Source organism: Chryseobacterium sp. (assembly GCF_019236175.1).
Lineage (GTDB): Bacteria > Bacteroidota > Bacteroidia > Flavobacteriales > Weeksellaceae > Chryseobacterium.
The window spans coordinates 36,135-58,777 of record NZ_JAFAJM010000016.1; the positions used below are offsets into that span (position 1 = coordinate 36,135).

Annotated in this window: 20 protein-coding genes; 9 read left to right on the plus strand and 11 right to left on the minus strand. The window is 35.6% G+C overall.

The genetic code is table 11. The annotated features are described in order from the left end of the window. Positions 1-6 precede the first annotated feature (6 nt). Both JO178_RS14470 and moaA read right to left on the minus strand, forming a co-directional pair. On the minus strand, positions 7-1,209 hold the full coding sequence (locus JO178_RS14470; RefSeq protein ID WP_291937323.1) for a molybdopterin molybdotransferase MoeA: 1,203 nt from the start codon (positions 1,207-1,209) through the stop codon (positions 7-9). Between the two features lie 2 nt (positions 1,210-1,211). Continuing rightward, positions 1,212-2,201 (minus strand): GTP 3',8-cyclase MoaA, encoded by a 990-nt coding sequence (gene moaA / locus JO178_RS14475; RefSeq protein WP_291937325.1) that lies wholly within the window; start codon positions 2,199-2,201, stop codon positions 1,212-1,214. A gap of 333 nt (positions 2,202-2,534) precedes the next feature. Here moaA and JO178_RS14480 point away from each other — a divergent pair, with 333 nt between their 5' ends. After that, positions 2,535-3,401: a helix-turn-helix domain-containing protein gene (locus tag JO178_RS14480; protein ID WP_291937328.1), complete on the plus strand. Its 867-nt coding sequence runs from the start codon at positions 2,535-2,537 to the stop codon at positions 3,399-3,401. Here JO178_RS14480 and JO178_RS14485 read toward each other — a convergent pair. From JO178_RS14485 to JO178_RS14500, 4 genes are all read right to left on the minus strand, one after another. Next, on the minus strand, positions 3,398-4,153 hold the full coding sequence (locus JO178_RS14485; RefSeq protein ID WP_291937331.1) for a LytTR family DNA-binding domain-containing protein: 756 nt from the start codon (positions 4,151-4,153) through the stop codon (positions 3,398-3,400). The two genes, JO178_RS14480 and JO178_RS14485, sit on opposite strands and share 4 nt — an antisense overlap. Then, positions 4,150-5,217 (minus strand): histidine kinase, encoded by a 1,068-nt coding sequence (locus JO178_RS14490; protein WP_291937335.1) that lies wholly within the window; start codon positions 5,215-5,217, stop codon positions 4,150-4,152. The genes JO178_RS14485 and JO178_RS14490 overlap by 4 nt, the downstream gene beginning before the upstream one ends. 58 nt (positions 5,218-5,275) lie before the next feature. Next, positions 5,276-6,184 (minus strand): DUF6268 family outer membrane beta-barrel protein, encoded by a 909-nt coding sequence (locus tag JO178_RS14495; RefSeq protein WP_291937338.1) that lies wholly within the window; start codon positions 6,182-6,184, stop codon positions 5,276-5,278. Positions 6,185-6,346: 162 nt separating this feature from the next. After that, positions 6,347-7,465 carry an NAD(P)/FAD-dependent oxidoreductase gene (locus JO178_RS14500; protein WP_291937350.1) on the minus strand — a complete coding sequence of 373 codons (1,119 nt, stop codon included), beginning with the start codon at positions 7,463-7,465 and terminating at the stop codon, positions 6,347-6,349. A 93-nt stretch (positions 7,466-7,558) separates the two neighbouring features. Here JO178_RS14500 and JO178_RS14505 point away from each other — a divergent pair, with 93 nt between their 5' ends. Then, the gene (locus tag JO178_RS14505) at positions 7,559-8,521 is read left to right on the plus strand and encodes an AraC family transcriptional regulator (protein ID WP_291937353.1); all 963 of its coding nucleotides are present in this window, start codon (positions 7,559-7,561) and stop codon (positions 8,519-8,521) included. A gap of 144 nt (positions 8,522-8,665) precedes the next feature. On the opposite strand, the gene JO178_RS14510 is transcribed toward JO178_RS14505, so the two are convergent. The 5 genes from JO178_RS14510 to JO178_RS14530 form a co-directional block, all read right to left on the minus strand. Beyond that, positions 8,666-9,076 (minus strand): hypothetical protein, encoded by a 411-nt coding sequence (locus tag JO178_RS14510; protein WP_291937357.1) that lies wholly within the window; start codon positions 9,074-9,076, stop codon positions 8,666-8,668. A 207-nt stretch (positions 9,077-9,283) separates the two neighbouring features. Then, the gene (locus JO178_RS14515) at positions 9,284-10,474 is read right to left on the minus strand and encodes an MFS transporter (protein WP_291937360.1); all 1,191 of its coding nucleotides are present in this window, start codon (positions 10,472-10,474) and stop codon (positions 9,284-9,286) included. 132 nt (positions 10,475-10,606) lie between these two features. Continuing rightward, positions 10,607-11,218: a response regulator transcription factor gene (locus tag JO178_RS14520; protein WP_291937362.1), complete on the minus strand. Its 612-nt coding sequence runs from the start codon at positions 11,216-11,218 to the stop codon at positions 10,607-10,609. Between the two features lie 4 nt (positions 11,219-11,222). After that, a complete protein-coding gene (locus JO178_RS14525; RefSeq protein WP_291937364.1) occupies positions 11,223-14,213 on the minus strand; it encodes a HAMP domain-containing sensor histidine kinase in 2,991 nt (996 codons plus the stop codon). Between the two features lie 808 nt (positions 14,214-15,021). After that, positions 15,022-15,669 (minus strand): DUF1349 domain-containing protein, encoded by a 648-nt coding sequence (locus JO178_RS14530; protein ID WP_291937366.1) that lies wholly within the window; start codon positions 15,667-15,669, stop codon positions 15,022-15,024. Positions 15,670-15,757: 88 nt separating this feature from the next. Between JO178_RS14530 and JO178_RS14535 the strand changes: the two genes are divergently transcribed. From JO178_RS14535 to JO178_RS14565, 7 genes are all read left to right on the plus strand, one after another. Then, the gene (locus JO178_RS14535; RefSeq protein ID WP_291937368.1) at positions 15,758-16,495 is read left to right on the plus strand and encodes a helix-turn-helix transcriptional regulator; all 738 of its coding nucleotides are present in this window, start codon (positions 15,758-15,760) and stop codon (positions 16,493-16,495) included. Between the two features lie 79 nt (positions 16,496-16,574). Then, positions 16,575-16,928 (plus strand): AraC family transcriptional regulator, encoded by a 354-nt coding sequence (locus JO178_RS14540; protein WP_291937371.1) that lies wholly within the window; start codon positions 16,575-16,577, stop codon positions 16,926-16,928. Positions 16,929-17,347: 419 nt separating this feature from the next. Next, on the plus strand, positions 17,348-18,604 hold the full coding sequence (locus JO178_RS14545; RefSeq protein ID WP_291937373.1) for an aminotransferase class I/II-fold pyridoxal phosphate-dependent enzyme: 1,257 nt from the start codon (positions 17,348-17,350) through the stop codon (positions 18,602-18,604). Between the two features lie 6 nt (positions 18,605-18,610). Continuing rightward, complete coding sequence (locus JO178_RS14550; protein WP_291937376.1) at positions 18,611-19,252, plus strand: TetR/AcrR family transcriptional regulator; 642 nt, start codon at positions 18,611-18,613, stop codon at positions 19,250-19,252. 98 nt (positions 19,253-19,350) lie between these two features. Further along, a complete protein-coding gene (gene dnaX, locus JO178_RS14555; RefSeq protein WP_291937379.1) occupies positions 19,351-20,436 on the plus strand; it encodes a DNA polymerase III subunit gamma/tau in 1,086 nt (361 codons plus the stop codon). A 32-nt stretch (positions 20,437-20,468) separates the two neighbouring features. Then, positions 20,469-21,050: a hypothetical protein gene (locus tag JO178_RS14560; protein WP_291937381.1), complete on the plus strand. Its 582-nt coding sequence runs from the start codon at positions 20,469-20,471 to the stop codon at positions 21,048-21,050. Between the two features lie 388 nt (positions 21,051-21,438). Continuing rightward, a complete protein-coding gene (locus JO178_RS14565; protein ID WP_291937383.1) occupies positions 21,439-22,521 on the plus strand; it encodes a chorismate mutase in 1,083 nt (360 codons plus the stop codon). Positions 22,522-22,643: the final 122 nt, after the last annotated feature.

The following is a 22,643-nucleotide window of genomic DNA, read 5'->3' on the forward strand; positions in this document are numbered from 1 at the left end:
GTGTTTTTAATAAGTATATCTCCAGATTTTATAAACCTCTCCCTTTCGGAAAATTTTCTGTTCCAGGGGAAGTTCCATAAAGGCATGAGTTTCGGCAAGATGAGAAAAATCTCCCGAACCGTTTGTATTGACAGATTCGGCAGTGAGTTGTCCGAGATGATTGACGTTAAGCTTTACCTGTGAAAAGTACTGAAGCGAAAAAGGAAATTCAATATCATTTTGTAAAACAGCAAACTGATAAGGATTTTCATTCATTTTCAGTGATCTTTCCAGCCAGGGAATAAAATAACGGTGAAAGCACATCAGAACGGAAACAGGATTCCCGGGAAACGCAAAGACAAGTTTCCGGTATTTATTTTTACCGAACCAAAAAGGTTTTCCGGGTCTTTGCTGTATTTTGTGAAAAAGCTTTTCTATTCCCAGTTCTTCGCAAACCTGAGGGAGATAATCAAACTTTCCCATGGATACGCCACCACTCATGAGAAGGACATCGTATTGATTAATGCAACGGGATAGTTCTTTTTTAATCTCTTCGTAATCATCGTTAAGGTGAAGAAAATCTGCTTTAATTTTATATTTTTCCAATGCCGATTGTAATGTAATTCCATTAGAACGTCTTAGTTGAAACGGACTGGGAACAGATTCTGCACTTACCATTTCATCTCCGGTGGAAACAATAAGAATATTAGGTAGTTTTTTTACCGATACAGAAGTCTTTCCAATAGAAGAAGCAATTCCGATAATAGCAGAGGTAATGACCTCATCAGCTTTTACCAGAATTTCACCTTCTTTTTTATCCCTTCCTTGCAGATGGATATTTTGTCCCTTTTTAACGTCTGTATTAATGGTCGCTATCCCGTTGTTTATTGAAATATCTTCATACCGTATCACCGTATCTACGGAAGGATCCAAAGCGGCTCCTGTCATTATTTCAACGCATTCATCCTCTGAATCAATAGGTATCGAGGGCTCTCCCGCAGGTTGCACGGCTTTAATAGTGAAGGAATGTCTGTCTTTACTGATGGCTTCATAACTGATGGCAATCCCATCTACAGTGGGGCGGTTAAAAGGAGGCAGATCCCGGTCTGCAGTAAGATCTTCTGCAAGTACTCTTCCCAATGCTTCGTGATAAGAAATATCTTCTTTCCCAAAGTCTTGTACCTGAGAAAGTATAATATCTTCTGCCTGTTGTACGGTAATCATTTCCATAGTTATCCTCCGATTGTAGCCATAGACTGGTGGATTTCCGAAGCATCCGCATTTAATTTTTCAGCTTCCCATCCATCTTTTGGCTTTTTATGTATACTGTTGATAATTATATTTTTGAGTTCTTCATTGGTTTTCCCCGATCTCATCTCGTCTTTTAAATTGATACCACCATTTTCATATAAACAGGTTCGCAATAAACCGGAAGGTGTAATGCGGATTCTGTTGCAGTCACCACAAAATGATCGGGTATAGGCGGCTATGATTCCGATATCTCCGGTAAATCCGGGAATTTTATAATTATAGGAGGTAGAACTTTTCGGATCTTCAGTCTTCCGCAGCTCTGGAAAATGGTTTTTGAGGTGGTGGAGAATCTGCAGATGGTTCCATTGCAGGGATATTGCTGCGTGATCATTGCCGTTAAAAGGCATTTCTTCAATAAAGCGCACATCTATGGGAAGATTTCTGGCCAGCTCAGCTAAAGGAATAATGTCCTCCATATTCCGGCCTTCCATTACCACGGTATTGATTTTTACTCTGATGTGATGTTTTAACAGAGCATCCAGTGTTTTCATTACTTTATCAAAGCTTTTCCGGCGGGTGATTCTGAAGAAACGCTCTTCATTCAGGGTATCAAGGCTCAGATTGACAGATTGTATTCCATACTCTTTAAGCTGTGGGATATATTGTTCGGTAAGAAGTCCGTTGGTTGTTAGACTCAGACCATTAAGCCCGTTGAGTTGTGAGATTTTTTTGATAAGTCCGATACAGTTCTTCCTTACAAAAGGTTCCCCTCCGGTTATTCTTATTTTATCAACCCCCAATTCGGTAAACACAGAACATATTCTGAGCATTTCCTCATCAGTCATCAGCTCTTTCTGTTTGATCCATATAAGTCCGTTTTCCGGCATACAATAAGTACAGCGGAGATTACATCGGTCTACAACGGCCAATCTCAGATAGTTGATATGTCTTCCGAATTTATCTGTTAACATCTTTCACAGCAAAAGAGCCTTATACAAATATACTTATTGTTTTAACGATATACCAAAATCTCAATATTGAAAATTAAGCATTAATCATTGGCCGATTCTGTTTTAATATTTTGGAATAATGACGAGTACGTAAGGTTTTCTCTTAATTTGAGTTTGGATATTAAGAAAAAATGGGATGAAAATATGATAGTTCTTTCACCATTTGTGATATTTCTGAAAGGAAAGGACAGCGTAACTTTGCATGCTGTTAAAATATGCTCTTTGTGCATAGAAAATATATATTGTATTTTCATAAATTAGTGTACCGCTTTATGGAGAGTGAAAAGAAATTGTATGGTAATAGATAAAGGTTTAATCAATAAAAATTCCGTAGAAGAAGTTTTTAATAAAGGGATAGATGTTGTTTTTCAGGATGAAATCAATGCTGAATCATTAAATTTTTTCCCCGAGAACTGTTTTACGATTATCCTGTTAGACAAGTGTGAAAGCGGACGTTGTATTACAGGCCTTAATACCTATGATCTGGTATCTCAGCAACTCTTCATTCATCTTCCCAAAAGAGAATATAAATGGAATTTGCCTGCCGGAACTGCCGGAAGAAGACTTATCATCAATGATTCTGTATTAAAGACATTTTCTCCTACACTCAAATATACTTTTTCTTCCTACAGCAGGTTTGAGATGATTAAGCCCGATGAAGAAACATATCATAGATTCAGTGTTGAGTTTAATGCAATCAGGAAAGAAATCGTTGCAGATACCATTTTTCCCGAACTGATTAATGCACGGATCAGGCTGCTGGCTTTGATTATCAATTTGTGGGTAGAACATGCTTATGGAAATAAAGCGCTGAACACTCCGGATAATTTAGCTTTTCGTTTTCATATGCTGGTTGATAAGAACTTTAAAACCCAGAAAAATGTAGCGTTTTATGCCAGAGAATTATGTATAACACCTAATTACCTTGGAGTTATTTGCAGAAAACAATATCAGGTTTCACCACTGGAATTTATTAAGGAAAGAAGTATTCTGGAAGCAAAAAATCTTCTTCACAGTTCTGAGCGGTCTATTAAGGAAATTGCTTTTGAATTGGGATTCCGGAACTTTTCTCACTTTTCCTATCTTTTTAGAATTAAAACGGGATCAACACCTAAAAACTACAGAAAGAGGCTCCAACAGTCGGATCCCAGTACGCCCTAATCATCATTCAGCCATTCAAGAAAATGCTGAACACGCACTCTGCTTACGATAATTTCATGAGGACATTCAGGATCAAATTCAATGGCAAGACGGCTGTTGACTACTTTTTTAACTCCATTGATAGCTTTTATATTGGTAATACAATTGCGGGAAACCCTGAAAAATGTATCTTTCGGTAACTGATTTTCTAACTGATCCAGGGTATAGTTGACAATATACCTTTTATCATCAAAGGTATGCAGCATGACCACTTTTTCTTCACTGTAGAAATAGGCAATATTTCTGGATTCCACATAAAGATACCCTTCTCTGGAATGTACAAGAAAACGATTTTTAATCTTTTTCATCAGAGAAGATTCTACCATACGTATACCTATCGCTTCCTGCTCTTTATCAAAATGCAGATCTTCCAGTTTTATAAATGCCCGCTCCAGATCTTCTTCAGAAATAGGCTTCAGAAGATAGTCTATACTGTTGACTTTAAAAGCCTGAATGGCATATTCATCATAGGCAGTGGTAAAGATGATGGGAACTTCCACTTTGATATGATTAAATATTTCAAAACAACTGCCATCTGACAGGCTGATGTCCATCAGAATAAAGTCCGGCTTATTCTCCTGTAAAAATTCTACAGATTCTAAGACGCTTTGAGTTCTTCCCTGTAAAGTATAATCCGGACGTAGTTTATCCATCATTCGTTTGAGTTCGGAAAAAGCCAGACGTTCATCCTCAACAATTAAATATTTTTTCATTCTATGAAAGGTATTTTTACAATAAACTGATCATTATTCTCTTCTATCATCAGTTTTTTATGATATCGGTCATATTGCGTATTCAGAAAAGATAAGCCTATTCCTTCTCCTCTGGTAATATCGTTACGCAAAGATATTTTGTTTCGGAAAGATATTCCGTTGTCATCTATAGAAATATAGATAAGCAAAGGATCGGCAACAGAACTTACATTATGTTTAAAGGCATTTTCAAGAAGCAACTGGAAACTGAAGGCCACCAGTTTATGCTGTTCCCATTGTTCAGCAGGCTCTATTTCAATTCTGAATCCGTTTTCAAATCTTATTTCCATTAAAAACAGATACTGTCTGAAAAAATGCATCTCCTCTTTCAAAGTATTTAATGGTTTTTTACTTACCGAAAGAACCTGTCTGTACACCTGAGATAAAGCCTTAGTATATTTATTGGCCTGATCCTGATTTTCATAAATAAGAGAAGATAATACGTTCAGTGAATTGAACAGAAAATGGGGGTTTACCTGTGCTCTCAGGGCATTATACTGATATATGAGCATATTTCGCTTCGCTTTTTCGGAAATCTTAATCGCTTTACGTTCTGCCCGGAAATAAAATAATAAATCAAGAACCAGAAGAATCGGGAGATTAGCAGTGATATTGAGAATAAGGCCTGTTTTATAGGAAAGAGCCTGCTTTATTCCCACATCAAATATCTCGGTAACCATAAAATTAAATGTAAAATACAACAGGATGCACAGCAAAATATTACTTACGAATAATGAAGAAGCGTGCCTGTACATACTTGTATGCATAGGCGTGATCCCGTTGATGAGTTTGATCAGCAGATAATCCAGGAAAGTCATAACCAGTACTATAGGATAGAACAATACAAACTGGAGCAGAAAATTATCCCAGAGATTTACTTTCGAAAGGATGCTACTCTGCATAATGGTATTGAAGAAAAAAATCTGGTATACCGTATAAATGGTGGTGACTATAAAATAATAGAAAAGAATCACATATCGCCTTGATTTCATTTCCTGATCCCGGAAAATTTCAGAAAAATTCATATACCGTTTCAAATATGGTTTTGTTAAATTGTAAGTTTATCATCGATGTTGCCACTGATTATTTTTTCTTTCCTGCAAAGTTATACTTAATCCCGGCAGAAACATACAAGGAAGGATCAAAACTGGCATCCCCCCATTTCAGAAACTGAGAAGGTTCTCTGTCCCGGTACCGGTCGGTACGTCCAAAATTAGCCCCGAATGTACCGCTGACTATCCAATTGTTTACTTTAAACTCAGGCTCCAGGCCTAAACTTACATAATGATGATCAAAATATTTTTTCTGCCCGTCGATTTTAGCTGTAGAAAAGAAAAATCGGGGCCGGTTTACAATGCGTATGGCCAATTCATCATTGAATTTGTAACCTACAGAAAATTTAGGATTGTAACTAAGCTCTGCATGGTACTCCATACCGCGCTTTTTTTCACTATGGTATTGGAAATAGGGCATAGGGATAAGCATGGGTTTATCAAAGGCATTATTAGCGACAAGGGCAACTCCGATTTTAATTTTGGGCCGGAGCTGCCATATAAATGACGAATACATATTAATAATAATATTATCTGCCTCTAGTTTTTTAAGATCAGTATGAGTAGCATATACTCCTGCCGATACCCCTCCGATAAACATTAGCTTTTCATGGATGGGGCTCATATACAATACCCCGAGATCTGCAGAACCCATTTCTTTAGGTAAAACATCTGAAGCGACCCCGTTGTTATTAAAAGAAGTATAGGACGCATTAAGCGTTGTTGCCCACATTCTGGGCTGCTGATACCCTGTCGGTCTAATACTGACAGGAATACTGGCAGTCAGAGTAGTGGTAATCGCAGAACTCTTTCCCGCTGTTTTATCACCGTTGTCATCAATATACTTTTGCTGCGGAAGATATTCCGATCTTAATTCTATTTGGGCAAAAGTATGAACTGCCTGTATCAGTGCAGCCATTATAATCCATTTCTTTCTCATTACTTTCTCATTTGAAAGCACAAAGAAACTTCAATAATTTTGTAATATACTGGTATTTAGCATATTAAATGATAAGGTTTAGCGTTTTAAGGATGAACTGCATTATTTCAGGAATGAATTTTTTATTCTATTTGCTTTCTGATAACAAAAAGGTCTGAATGATTAATGAATCAGCTGCCGGAAGGAAAAATCAGGATTGCGCATTTCTATTTCATTATTTGAGGAAGCCAGCTGAGCTTCGGTGGCATACACAAACATTTCCTGTTCATAATGAGCAATGGCTGCCTCTACAGAAGTATATCTTACGCCGGTAAGTTTTTCGGATAGGATCAGGGCATCCATTAATCCGCTGTTAACACCTTGTCCTGCAAAAGGAGGCATAAGATGAGCTGCATCACCAATAAGCGTTATGGGTAGAGGACGATCGCTTTTCCAGGGCTGGTTCAGAGGTAATTTTCGTGTTGGCAGACTCCAGAAAGATGCCGTTGACTGAAATAAACGCAGATAGCGGGTATCCCAATGAAAAAATCTCTTTAGAAGGAATTCACGAACGCTCTGAGGATCTGAAATAGTTAATTCATCATTATCCGGTTTTTTGAGAATGATACCATAAGCTAACGCTCCGTTATTATTGGGATTGATCACAATTAAATTTCCCTGATAGGCCGTCATTAATCTGTTTCCGTTACATATGTGATAAAATTCAGGACAATCTGCTTCAGGATTGGAAATGTCGCCCTGAATGATTAGAGTTCCGGTATCTTCAACCTGAGCGTCTGTCACATAATCTCTGATTCCGGACATTCCGCCATTAGCCACAATGACAAGATCCGCAGTATCCTGTATTCCGTTTTCAAAAATCAGCTGCCACTTTCCCTGATGAGGTTCCAGCGTCATACATTTCCTGTCCCAGTTCACGGTATGTTCCGACAGGCTGTTGAGTAACAGGGTCCTTAAGTTATTTCTGTTGATTTCGGGGTTATCATATTGATTCTCAGGAGTGATTTCTTTAGTAAACAGGACATTAAGATGCTGGTCAGTAATGCTGATTCCCATCGGTATCGCCATTTTAAAGTAAGTTTCTAATAATCCGGCTTTTTTCATTGCTTGCTGACCTGAATCTTTATGCAGATCCAGAGTACCTCCGAAAATTCTGGACTGAGGATTTTTATCTCTTTCATAAACCGTTACTTCTGCATTTTGTTGCTGAAGTAACCTTGCCATGGTAAGTCCTACAGGGCCGGCACCAATAATAGCTATTTTTTTATCTTTTAATAACATAATGTGGTATTGTTACATATTGATGCGAATTTCCGGTGTTTTTTAGAGATAAAATAATTACATTAGACTTTAAAATAGCCGTAAAAGACTTTTATGAAAAAAGATGATCCAACAGTTCCGGAAGTATTAAAAAAGCTGGCCGCTTTATTAGGAACAGAAATAAAACAGAGAACTCTTGAAATTCCGCCCCAGTTTGGGAGCGGGTATTGCAGCGGATTTATTTTTAATGAAAATATCCGGATGCTGGTCTGTAATTATGAATTAAAAGAAGATGTCAGCATTGAAAACAAAGAGATGAATTCTGAGAAAAGGATGATATTTTTTAAATTCCGGCATATTTTCCCTAAAATAAAAGCTTTGCAATCCGAAAAATTTTCATCTGAAATCCCAACTGTTTTAATAGCTACCAGTCGGATGAATACGGATGAGGTTGTTTCTATTCATTCTAATACCTCAACCATTAATATTGAAATAGATGCAGGTTATCTTGCAGGATTATTTCCTTCATCCCATCAGTCTCCGGTTTTACAAAGTTTATTGCAAAATACCCGTCCTTTTCTTTTTGAACAGGTGATGGATCCCGGTTTACAGAATATTGTCAACGAAATGATTTCCGGACAGACTGATGAGTTTTTTAAATTGTTTTTCCTCAGAATAAAGGCAGAAGAGCTGATTTGTAAATTACTGATGGAATTGGAAAAAAGAAGCGAAAAACAAGTATATGCTCTGAATATACAGGATATTGAAACTATTTATAAAGTCAGAGAAAATATACTTGAACAGTTGGAAATTCCGCCTGTTATTCATGATCTGGCAACAAAAGCTGGCATGAGTCCTACTAAGCTTAAACGCCTTTTCAGACAGATTTTCGGAAATAGTATTTTTAATTATTATCAGGAGTTCAGAATGAAAGAAGCGGCTGCTTTACTTAAAGAAAAGAAATATTCAGTTTCAGAAGTGGGGTATAGGCTGGGTTTTTCCAATCTGAGCCATTTTTCAAAAATATTCAATGAACATATAGGTATGAAACCTAAACAGTATTCAATGAGGCTTTAATTGGATCTGTCAAACTGTTGTATAAGCATCAGAATCATTGTCTTAGATTTTATAATGACCACAGGGGTAAGATCTAAGGATACAAAATAAAAGCTGTACTTTTTACGGGTACAGCTTCTATAAATAACTAAGAACTATTTAATACTATTCTGTCTTTAAATATCCATAATTGAGAACAGGTTCTTTTCCAAATAAACAAGAAAAAATATTCTGGAATTCATGGATGTATTTGCATTTTATAGCATTTCCGTATATTTTCAGCCCTTCCAGAATTTTTCGGGAGCTTAAATCTATATCATATTTTATAAATGCTTCCGGTCTTTCATATCGGATTCTTTGATCTGAACTGTAAATTCTAGAGAAACCTAATTTTTCAAGCCATTCCTCCGTTATTTGAATAGGTTTAATGGATTCTGCCGGAACTGAAATACTGTGAATGTCATTTTCAATTTTAACAAAATAGGCCTGCTTCATACTCTGAAAAATTTCAGTGATCGTATAAATCTGATTTTTGTACTCGACTAAATTTTTGATTTTAAGATCTGCTACGTTCATAATATTTTGATTTTTAAAGGTGGTATTTGGTATCGGTAAAATAGCAAATATTATGCCCTGCATCCTATTGCGGGACAGGCTTTTAGTGAATAATATGTTAAATGTTGTGTCGTAATCATTAATAATCTCTTAAAAGAGGCATGGCATAACGATTACAGCAGATTACCCAGACAAAATAATTGTGGTATCAATGTGGTACCTGAATAATTATTCTTTTAATGAGGAGTTAGCAGTGGCCAGCAACAAAGCTGTTATAACGCTAATAGCAAGAATGCTGATGAATATATTCCATGAGAATGAATGAAGAAGATAGCCGGTACCACTTCCCAGAATGCTCGATCCGAAATAGTAAAATAACCAGTAAATAGAAGTAGCGGAAGATTTACCCTGTTTCGCATGAAGTGCGGTCATCTGGCTTGCCATGGTATGGGCAGCAAAGAATGACAGCGTAAACAGGCCTAATCCGAAAATAACAATATAAATATTTTCTGATAACAGTAAACACGTACCACAAAGCATAAAAAGAATCGAGCTTTTTAAAATATTATTTTTATTAAATCTTTTAGACAGCCTTCCTGTAATCATTGTTCCGAATACCCCAAAAATATACATCAGGAATATAAAAGCCATGATGAAATGACTTAATGAAAAAGGTCTGGCTTCCAGTCTGAAAGTAAGATAGTTATAAACACTTACGAAAGCCCCCATCAGCAATGCCGCAATGAAATACAAACGAAGCATATAAGAATTCGTTATAAAGTTTTTCATTTGTTTGGCTTTTTGATGATAATCAGTTTTCTGCGGATTAAAAAACTTCGATTCCGGGAAGAGTTTCCAGAAAATCGTCCCAAGAATTAAACTCTCTATACCGATGAAAAAAACGGCATTCCTCCACCCGAATTCGCCTGCTAAAATAGTGGCCAATATTCTTCCGCTCATTCCTCCAATCGTATTACCACTCAGATACATACTAATGGCAGCAGGAACAGCTGCGACACTTACTTCTTCGGAAAGATAAGCCAGTGCCACCGCTGAAACGCCCGAAACGACAAACCCTTTCAAAACTCCAATGGCAATGAGAAGGCTGAGACTGGGGATCCATGTTGAAATAATAGTGAGTAATGCTGATGAAATCAAAGAAAAAGTCATCAGGCTTTTCCTTGAATAGCTGTCAGCTTTAAATGCAAAGAACAATAATCCTAATGCCATCCCTATAGTAGAGGAAGAGACAAGAAGTGAAGTGTCTCCTACACTTACATTAAACTGTTCTGCTGCCATGGGAAGCATCGGCTGAAAAAGATAAAGCTGAGCAAATACGGAAAGCCCTGAAAAGAAAATACAAAGTTTTATAGATCGGAAACGTAGGCTTCCCTGGTTTGCTTTTTCGGATGAATTCATGATTTTTTACCCTTATAATGCAGTGATTTGCACAGAAATTATTCTCCTGTAAATTTCCTGATTATTTTTCAAATCTAAAAATGCATATTTCAATGAATCTCATTGGTGAAACCAATTAGAAATAACGGGATATCAGTGCAGCATCTCATACACTTTGATCAGTTCTGCAATATTATTGATATCCAGCTTCTGGAATATTCTTTTTTTATAAGTACTCACGGTAGACATCTGAATACTGAGCTGGTTGGAAATCTCGAGATTTCCGTGGCCGTCAGCTAATAATTTAAAGATTTCATATTCCCTTGTGGAAAGCTTCTCTACAGGATTATCTCTCTTGTTTTGAATAATAATCCCCATGAGTTCTGCCGGATAAAAATATCCTTTTTCAATAACCGCTTTTACCGCATTTTTAATTTCTTCCTCACTGCTTTGCTTATTAAGATATCCTTCAGCACCCTCTCTGATATATTGAATAGCTACATCTTTGTCATATCCTGAAAAAACAAGAATCTTTAAATCTCTCTGTATATTTTTAAGCTCGGAAATCATTTTTTTATACCGAGTTCCGGGCATATCAATATCCAGAATAAGAAGATGATAATAATGGGATTGTAAACGCTCCTTTACCTGTTCATAATTTTCTGCGAAATCTATCTTCAGCCCCGGATAGGCCGATTCTAGAACAAGGGAAGTGCCTGCTCTTACTACGTAATGATCATCAGCAATTAAAATTCTTTCATTCATATATTTAGTTTTTTTTGACAGTTATTTCTACAATAGTTCCTTTTGGAAAATTTTGGCTGAAACTAATTTCTGCGTTAATTTTTTTTACCAAATGAATAACCATATGCAGACCTAAACCTTTACCTTTAAAGCTTGGGGTTTTCCATTTCGGATTTTTAAACAGGTTCATATAAAGAATCATTTGTTCCGTAGACATGCCGGTTCCCGTATCATCTATGATAAAAATGATTTTCTGCTCATCCTCTATAATATTCAGTGTGATTTCTCCTTTGAATGTATTTTTTACTGCATTATCAAGAATATTATGAATAATAGCAGAGAGTATGCTCTCGCTGACTCTGCTGGATACATTGGTCTCAGTAGAATTAATAATGACTGTTCCTCTTTCCTTGGCAATTTCCCAGAATAATTTCTTTTTAACCTCCAGAATCCTGTTGACAGGATATTCTTTTTCCTCGAATATATTTTCTGCCTTATACAACTCAGTATATTCCTTTAAATTTAAAGTAAACTGATAGAGTTGCTCAGAAGATTTATAAATGCTGTCAAAATATTTTTTCTGAAGCTCTACATCATCTGATTCATGAAGTTTCTGAGATAACATGGCAATAAACCGGATAGGAGTTGTGATGTCATGGCTAATGGTTTCCACCAGCTTTTTCTGGTATTCCGTTTCTCTTTGTAAATTATTTTTTACCACCTCAAGATTAAGAGACGTTTCTTTAAGTTCAGAGTTTTTATTGTGGACAATTTGTTTTAAAGCATTATTTTTTGTTATTAAAAATCTTGTCATCAGAAGGATAATAGCCGTTATTCCGGCCAGAAATATTATCGAAAACAGGATTTTGAACAATAAAGTCTGGAAGAAAAGCGGCTGGATTTTGAATTTGACAGTTTTTTCTTCATACTTTCCCTCAGGAGAAGCCAGCATTCTTACACTCAGGGTATAATCTCCCGGGCTAAGATTACTGATTGTAAATTTTAAATCTTTTCCTGTAACCGGTTCCCAGTTCGTCTCTTCTTCACCGGATATTTTGGCTTCAATATAAAGATTTTCAAGATTTGAGAAATACGGAATATCAATGAAGATTTCTGCTGTTTTATAATTGTTTTTTAAATCAAGTATACCATCAAAGTGTTCTGTTGCAGCGTTGCCGATTTTTACACGTTCAAGATAAATTTTCTTCTGATCAGGATAAAATGTCTGAACCTGATCAGGATTAAAAAATACAAAGCCATCCATCGATGGAAATACAAATTCCCCATTCTCCAATGTATAGGCATTGGGTTGTGAACTGCCATTAAACTCATTAGAAAGAAAACCGTCTTTTTTGGTAAAACGATAGTAAAAGACTTTGCTTTTACCATCTTTAGCATACTGTAATAACTGATTTTTAGGAACCTTAAACAACCCGTTATTAGAGGAAATCCAGTAGAAGCCTTTCCTGTCTTCAAGGATATAGTGAGCCGATTGCAGAAAATTATTCCTGTCATTAGGCATTTTGATAAGCTTTCTGTCCTTTAAAAGGTAAAAACCACTTTTATTGGTCATGATCCAAACCAGATTATCCCGGGTTCTGACAATACTTTTAACGTGGATATTCTTAAACAGAGGAGTAATATTGTTTTTTCCTAACATAATAGAATACAATCCGTCACTGTTTCCGGTTAATATCTCGTTTTCACTATATTGAAAGAATGTAGTGACATAACTTTTAAAACGATAGATGAAATCAGGTTTTGTAAAAAGTCCTTTTTTGAAAATCTGTAATTGATTATCTGAAGTCCCGAATAAAGAAAAACCATAGAGGTTACCACTTTTCATAAACGCTTCAAAACCTTGTCTGATAAGTATAGAGTCTTTCTTTGTATAGCCGGAATCCTTGTAAAACCTGAGAATGCTGTTTCTCTTTCTGATCAGTATATTCCCCGAATGATCATACATCATAAGGTAATTATCATTTTTCCCAAATGGATACGTGTTGACAATGCCATCATGATTAAACTCGGTTCCGTCCTCTGCTATAATTGTATTTTTACTGAATGGTAAAGAGGCATTAGAAACATTATTTGAAAAATCGGCTTCCTTTTTCGCTACGTAAAAATGGGAAAGACGGAGAATATTGAGCCCGTTATTCAGAGTTCCAAGGTAGAGTTTATTAAAATCTTTATCATAAAACATAGAGTAGTAGGAATGGCTTCCTATTTCTTTATATTGTACCAGAAATTTCAAAGCAGGCCCCTTTCCGTTATCTTCCACAATATAGATATTACCGTGATTAATGATAAAGGTCTGGTTGGTGATCTGCTGCCAGTATATTTTAGTTTCAGGATCATTATAAAGACTTGGCTTTTCAAAAACAGAGAGCTTTCCCTTGTTGATAGAATACGTTTTTCTTTTTCCGGGATCATTGATAAAAAGAGTTTCATCAAAAACGAAAATGTTACTCAGGTCTTCATTAGAAAACGAAAGGGAAATCTTCGTCTCGGTTCCCTTTTCATCTTTATAATAAATACTATTCTTTTCTTTGAAAATATAGGCTGAATTTTTAAGCTGTATAAAATATTGAAGATCATTATAGAAATTAGACGAAATAATATTATTAGCAATTCTCTGAACAAAATTATTCTCTTTTGGAAAACTGACCTTATTCGTGTTTTTGAAATGACTTAGCTTAGGAAATCTATTTTTAATAATAATTTTACTTTCCTGGAAATCATTGAATGTGGTAATACTGTCCAAAAGAGGATCGCCGGTAAATTCTCCGAAATGAAGATTATTTGTTTTGAAATTATTAAATGTTACAAATGAGATACCGTCATAACGTACCAGTCCGCTCTCCGTTGAGATCCAGATAAAGCCATATTTATCCTTGACAATAGCTTTCGCGCTGCTTTGCGGAAGCCCGTTATCTATATTATACCAGGTAGAGGTATAACGCTGCCCGTGAATGTTTAAATATAAGAAAGCAAAAAATAATGCCCAAATCCTCATATGTGCAAAACAGATCTATGTTTTTTGCATATCAATGCAAAAAATGGTTAATACTAGTTTTTGTACAAGTCGAAGTTTTTTTTAAAATGGGGAATGATTGAAAATAAATTTTTGTCATTAATTTTTTTTGGTCTTTGTGTTTTTGTCGTTAATAGTTTTATTTGTTGGTGTAAAAATAGTGAAATTATATAGATTAACGGGTATGTTTTATGGCGTTTTCATATGAGTTTTATCCGGCATAAGTAAGGATAAAAGGCCTGTAGGCTGTATTTTTGTTGTATTATTTCTACGATTCGTGAAAATATGTTCTGTAATAGAGATGGTATTGGCAGATAAGTATTTCTTATTTCATTATGATTTTCGTACGTTAAGTCTTGTTCTTAAAGGAAATACATTATTATTACTCTCTTTTTAAAATGAGTGATCAGAATTTATTGATTCTCAATGTAGTGATTTTTTAATTTATATTTATTTTTTTTCTGTCATTTATATTATTGATTTAAATTTTAAATTAATTAAAAAAAATGTAGTAATAATTTTACAAAAATGGCATGTTAATTCTACGATTGTTATTTTGCATCTGAGAAATAGGATGTTTACTTTTGCAAAATTGTTTCCAAATACTGGTGGAAATGCATCAGATCATGATTCTAAGAACACAGGCGATTAAGCATGGCTACAAAAGGTCTCATCCAGAGATCTTTTGCTTTTATTTTTTTGCTGATGTATCTGTTTTTGGAGCAAAAAAAAAACCTCCCGAAAAACGAGAGGCAAAAATTGACTGTATATTGAAACGTATCTCAATCGGTTATTTATTGTTCTTAAGCCAGTTTAATCTGCGCTGATCCGGTAAATGGCTGACCTTGAAGTTTTCAAAAACAGCAGTAAAACCATTACCATCGGGACAGGCGGCCATAAGCCCAATCATAACAGGCGTGTTATCCTGAAACGGAGCATTTCTCATCATGATATAATTCTTGTCGTCAAAAGAATAGAAGATTTCAATGGCGTCAAGCCTTCTTATGGCTTTTATCCAGATAGCAGGAGGTGTTTTATCCAGTGTAATTACACTCCAGTCACTTTTGTCATGGGTAACAACAGTGCTTATATTATATTTTCCATCTACAAATTCCACTCCGGCCTTGATATAATTATTATGATCCGTTCGCAACATAAGTCCTGCCTGGTCAAATCTTGCTTTATAGTTTCCTGCTATCTTTACCTTCGCTTCAAATTCTCCGCCATAAGTCGTATAATAAAAAGGGGCGTCATCTACCGTGAACCCATAATGAGACACTCTCCAGTAATCACTTTGCGGGGTTACCTGCATCAATAAACTTTTGTTTTTAATTTCCCATTTTTCAGGTTCGTTAAACCAGGACATTTTTTCCAGTGTCTGAGCCGAAACCTTTTGAAGCAGGATAAAGACACAGAAGCTTAAGACTAATCTCTTCATTTTCTTTTAATAAGTTCTAAACGTAAATTGTTATTTTAGCAAAAGTATAACTAAAGCAATTTCACATCAATACTGAAAAATAACCATTATGGAAATCCGGGAACAATTAAGTGGTAAATTATTGAAAAATACCGGAAAAAAATGCCGGCTTGATATTAAAGTTTATCAGCAAAAAGCTTTAATGCATGCTCAGATAGAAGGAGCTATATGTGTATTAAGCGATATGCAGGCAGACAAAAGCTATATTTATAAATCCGGCGCGGCGCTGGAATTAGGAATGAGTTTTCATGAGAATCCCGTGGAAATTGATTCTATCTGGGAAGAAGAAATGTTAAAAAAAATACATCCGGATGACAGACTTAAAAAATATATCCACGAACTTCGTTTCTTTAGACTGCTTGAGGCTATGCCTGCTGAATCCCGTTCTGAATACAGTGTATTGTCAAATATCAGGATGGCCGATAAAAATAATGAATATAAATGGATGAAACACAGGATGTTTTATGTTTACTCTCCCTATAACAGGAAACTGAGACTGGCTTTCTGTATTTACAATATAGCCCTAAAGCCCTCCACAATTCCTGAATTCTTGATTATTAATACAGTTAAAGGAGAAATTGTAGCCAAAGAAAAACTGGATTATAAAAATATTCTGACTCATAGAGAACGGGAGGTTTTACAATTTGTAGGCGAGGGGTACGGCAGTAAACAAATTGCAGATCTGCTTTCCATTAGTGTTAATACTGTAAGCAGACACCGTCAGAATATTCTTGAAAAATTAAAAGTAAAAAACTCTACACAGGCATTTAAAGATAGTTTTTACTAATTGAGATTCTGTATATCCGAAAAGTTCACCCTGTTGTTTTCATTAATATTCTTAAATTTATTATTTAAAAACAAAAACGATGAAAAGAAGTGAAGAAATTACCATCCAGTACTTTACCTTTTTGGATCAGCACATTGAGGATGTGGTTTCAGGAAATGTTCCGGAATTTATGGAATTGAGTGAAATTGCCGGAGAGCTTGCTGTTTCCCATACCCATCTCACCGATACCATCAAAAAAGAAAAGGGTAAACATCCGTGTTTTTTCTATGATGAGAAAATTATTCAGAAGGCTCAGGCAATGCTTGTAGAATCTGATGAGTCTATAGCAGAAATTGCCCGGATCCTTACTTATGATCCTTCCAATTTTTCCAAATTTTTTAAAAAAATGACAGGAATGACACCCGGGGAATTTAGAAAGTCTCACATCAAATAAAATAAAAATGTCTGGTTGGCATTTTTTTTGATATTGGTATTTCTCTTTTTAGGGATTTAAAAAGCGTTGTTTTTGTATAAAAAGATCTTTTTAGTAGACTAATGGTAATAGCGTAGAAGAATTTTCAAAAAAATAAAGTTTTAAAAATGAGATCGTTGTAAAAAATGATCATTTTTTTTATGATTTATTTATTGATATTACTTTATCATTCTCTTTTTTTTCATAAATTTAGATTAGTAAAACAGGTTAGTCTAAAACGAAAAAACATACTAAAAAATGGCAGAAATATAAATGGAAAAGGCTTTGGAGGCTAAGAATAAAATGATTTACCTTTAATGATATTTTAATCTTATAATAAAAGCTAAAGGCCTTTAATAGTTATATATTTGCTTCTTTAAATTTCACAAACAACATTAAGGATGATAATTGACTTTACAACAGCAACTTTTAAGGATTTTGAGAATATTCCTGATTATGATATTTCTCAAAGAGCAGACTATTTTTATGAATTTCTAGAACATATGACCGCTAGAGGACATAATAATTACAGATTGAAAAATACATCAGGAACCAATGCGACATTAAGCATAGATATCGCCAACCAGAATAAGGAATATGTGAGTTTTGTTTCCAGTGATTATTTAGGGTTTTCTCAACATCCGAAAGTAAAAAAAGCAGCTATTGAAGGAATTGAAAAATACGGAACGGGTACAGGAGCATCACCCCTTATCGGTGGCTATTTTGATTATCATAATATTTTGGAAAGACGAATTGCTCAGTTTTTTGGGAGAAATGAAGATGAAGTAGTATTGTTTACTACAGGCTATGCTGCAAACAGTGCCACTCTACAGATATTAATGCAAAAAGAAGATATTGCAATCTTAGATATGGGCGTACATGCCAGTGTACATGAAGGCTGTGCTTTCACCAATAAAAAGACGTTTCCGCATAATAACCTGGAAGCACTGGAGCATATTCTGAAGATGTCCGAAAACCTGTATCGTACAAAACTTGTAGTGATTGACGGGGTGTATTCCCAGGAAGGTGATACGTCTCGCGCAAGTGAAATTTATGATCTTGTGAAAAAATATAACGCTTACCTGATGGTAGATGATGCACACGGAGTAGGAGTATTAGGCGAAACCGGAAGAGGGGCTCTTGAGTATGACGATTTGCTTCAGAAGGTAGATTTTATAGCGGGAACATCCAGTAAAACCTTTGGTAATCTGGGCGGATATATGATTACCAATAAAAAAATTGCATCCTTCCTTAAGTTTCAGTCGAGGCAGCATATTTTCTCAGTGACGGCACCTCCGTCTTCTGCAGGAATAGTGAAAGCAATTGATCTGATTGATGAAGAGCCTATCTGGAAAGAGAAGTTGTGGAATAACATCAATTACTTTAAAAAAGGACTGGATGATTTAGGATTAGATACAGGGATTACCTGTTCGGCTATTATTCCGGTGAAAATCGGGGATCAGAGTAAAATGTGGGATATTGGTAGAATTCTAATAGAACACGGAGTTTATACGAACCCGATTATGTATCCTGCGGTGGCAAGAAAAGATGCCCGGATCCGGATGACGGTAACCGCAAGACATGAAAAAGAACATCTTGACAAAACATTGAATGTTTTTGATGATATTAATAAAAAATTGCATATTGCGAAAAAATAATAAATTATGCCTAGAAAAGTAGTGCAAGGCCCCATCAGGGACAAAGAAAAAACGAAACAGAAACTGCTTGCCGCAGTTGGGAAAATTTTGAGAGTAAAAGGCTATTCAGGTTTGAAAGTAAGTAAAATTGCAGCCGTAGCCGGATTTGATAAAAAGCTTATCTATGAGTACTTTGGAAGCACAGATAAACTTATTGATGAGTATATCAAGTCTCAGGATTATTGGAGCAAATTCAGTCCGAATATTGAAGAAGAAATACAGGTGGGGAAAGGTAAAGATGCCTTAACACAAGGAATTCTTACACAGTTTGAAAGTTTAAAGAAAAATAAAGAATTACAAAAAATTATTCTTTGGGAGCTTTCTGAAAGCAAACCTATTCTTAAAAATATACTAAAGCAAAGAGAAGATGTAGCTGCCAATTTATTTGAAAATGTAACAGATCCTTATTTTGGTGAAAATGCAACAAATGTCAGAGCTATGTTGGCGCTAATAGCAGCGGGAGTTTATTATCTGAACCTATTCCCTGCATATAACGGAACCGAATTCTGCGGTATTGATATGAGAACGGAAGAAGGAAGAAGTGAAGTTGAAAAAGTGATCGTTGAAATTATAGATCATTATTATACAACAAAAAAGGCAAAAGCTTGATCATTAAAAGTTTTCCAATTTGACCAGAAATAAGTTTTTGTGGATAATTTGAAAACTTTTAATTTTCAAATTAAAACTATATTTCTTACTTTTGACCAATGGAAAATTTTATAGTATCTGCAAGAAAATATCGCCCTCAGGAGTTTGATACTGTTGTAGGGCAATCCCATATTACGGATACTTTAGAACATGCAATCGAAGAAAGCCAGTTAGCTCAGGCTTTACTTTTTTGCGGTCCTCGTGGTGTGGGTAAAACTACTTGTGCCAGAATTCTGGCAAGAAAGATCAATGAGAAAGACGGTTCGGTGTCTGAAGATGGCTTTGCCTACAACATCTACGAACTTGATGCTGCATCCAACAACTCTGTGGATGATATCAGAGAGCTTATTGATCAGGTACGTTTTGCCCCTCAAGTAGGAAAATACAAAGTCTACATCATTGATGAGGTACACATGCTGTCTTCTGCAGCTTTCAATGCTTTCCTTAAAACACTTGAGGAACCACCGGCTCATGCTATTTTCATCTTAGCAACCACGGAAAAACATAAAATCATTCCTACCATTTTATCGAGATGTCAGATCTATGATTTCAAACGAATTACGATTGAAGATATCCAGAGCCACCTGAGAGGTATTGCCGAAAAGGAAAATATCCGGTATGAAGATGATGCTTTATATCTGATTGCCCAGAAAGCCGACGGAGCACTGAGAGATGCACTTTCTATTTTTGACAGACTCTCCACATTCTCTCAAAAGAATATCACACTGGCTAAAGCTGCCGAAGTATTGAATATTCTGGACTATGATCAATATCTGAATATTGTAGATCTTGCTAAAAAAAATAAAATTCCCGAAGTACTTTTTGCATTTAATGAAATTGTAAAAAAAGGCTTTGATCCGCATATCTTTATTGCAGGCTTAGGAAATCATTTCAGAGACCTTATGATGGCTCAGAATGCCGCCACCTTAGAACTTATTGAGGTGGGCGAAAAAACAAAGGTCAGATTTGTAGAGCAAAGCCAGCAATGGAATGCCCAAGAACTGATTGACGCTGTTGAAATTTGTAATCATGCAGATATCAATTATAAAAATTCAAAAAATCCAAGACTTACAGTTGAAATTGCATTGATGCAGCTGGCTTCCCTGACAGTTAATTCAGGTGATACTAAAAAAAAAAATTCCTGATACTGGCCCCGTTTCTCAGTGAGAAACAGGAAGTGAAGATTTCTGAAAAAACTCCTGAGAAAAAAGAAAAACCTGTGGAACAATCTGTGGCTCCAACTGAGAGTATGCAGGAAATTGCTGTACAGAAAGCCAATAAACCCTTATCCAGACCAGGGACATCTTCCGGATTCAGTATTAATTCTTTCCTGAATAAAGAAGAAAAACAGACACCAGAAGAAGAGGTAACGGTAAAAACAGATCATCTTCCGCAAAGTCATTTTACAGACACAGATCTGCAGATGGAGTGGAATCTTATGCTTAAACAGCTTCAGAGAAAAGACAGTTTTGTTTTTAATGCCATAAAAACCTTTAAATTAGTCAAAGAAGAAGAAAACAGAATCAAGGTTTTATACCCTTCAGATTCCGCCAAAGTAGAATTTGATAAAATAAGTGGCGAATTTTTTAATCATTTCAGAAGAAAAGTTCACAACCATTCGATTGAGGTAGATTACCTGCGAGACGTTGAAAATCTGAAGATTGAGGTAGTCACCAAAAGAAAAATATTTGAAAAACTTGTAGAAAAAAATCCGATTTTAAAAGATCTTGATGATTTAATGAAGTTTGATTTGACATAATTTTTATATATTTGTCAAATATTTCTGTCGAAAATAACTTTTTGACAAAAACAAATAGTAACAAGAAACGCTAAAACAAGACATTTCCAGAAGAAAATGGAAAATAGATTCAATACATATCTGTCTTATTTTACACCCGCTAATTATTTTAGCGGTTATTTTAGTTTTTCTGCTTCTTATTATAGAAATTTCAGAACGTATTACCGATTTTATTGGTACTGTTAACTGAATTTCTTTCCAAAAAATACAGGAGGAGTAAAGCCCTTTTATTCTCCTGATTCCTTTAAAAAAACTTTGAACGGCATTTTTTGAAAAGAATTATAAAGTAAATTTATAATGAAAGGGCCGTGCTTTGAACTTAAACAATACAAAACAATACATTTAGAATATGAATTTAAAAGATTTAAAAAACGAGTGGATCGACGGGCTTACACAGCCTTTAATGATTGCAGGACCATGTAGCGCAGAAAGTGAAGCTCAAATGCTTGAAACTGCCAGAAGAATTAAAGAATCCAATGCTCAGGTGTCTGTTTTCCGTGCAGGAATCTGGAAACCGCGTACTAAACCGAATGGTTTTGAAGGAGTAGGGGTAATCGGTTTGAACTGGCTAAAAAAGGTAAAAGAAGAATACGGTTTTAAAACAGCTACCGAAGTTGCAAATGCACATCACGTATTTGCTGCTCTTGAAGCAGATGTAGATGTTCTCTGGATTGGTGCCCGTTCAACGGTAAACCCTTTTACCGTTCAGGAAATTGCAATGGCATTAAGAGGTACCGATAAACCTGTATTTGTGAAAAATCCTGTCAACCCGGATCTTGCCTTATGGATTGGTGCCCTGGAAAGATTGTTAGGTCAGGATATTAAAAACCTTGGGGTGATTCACCGAGGGTTTTCAACGTACCAGAAAACAAAATACAGAAACAATCCAAACTGGCAGATTGCTCTGGATTTCAAGAGCCAGTTTCCGAATATCCCAATGCTAATAGACCCTTCTCACATCTGTGGAAACAGAACAGGTCTTGCTGATATCACTCAGGAAGCACTTAACGTGGGATACCAGGGAGCTATTATCGAATCACACTGTAATCCTGATGAAGCATGGAGTGATGCGTCTCAGCAGATTACTCCTGAAGTACTGGCTGACCTTATCGGTAATCTGAAGGTAAGAAATCCTAATCTTGCAGGTTTCGAAGGAGAAATGGGAAGGCACAGAACATTGATTTCTGATATCGATTTCCAGTTAATTGAACTTCTTTCACAAAGAATGAAAATCTCAGAAAAAATCGGTAAACTTAAAAAGGAAAACGATATTGCCATCTTCCAGCCGGAACGTTGGAAAGTCATTACGGAGTACGCAACCCAAAAAGCTATAGAAACAGGAATGTCTCAGGAATTTATTGAGAAAGTTTTCAAAGCGATTCACGAAGAATCTATTGAAGTTCAGAATAATATTATGATTGACAGAGCTTAAGTGCAGAATATAATAAGTACTTGATCCAGTAAAATTAGGGCATAGGTGCCGGAATTTAGGATAGCAAAACATTTGTTTTTAAACCTATTTCCTGAATCCTAAGCCCTAATTTCTTATATTTG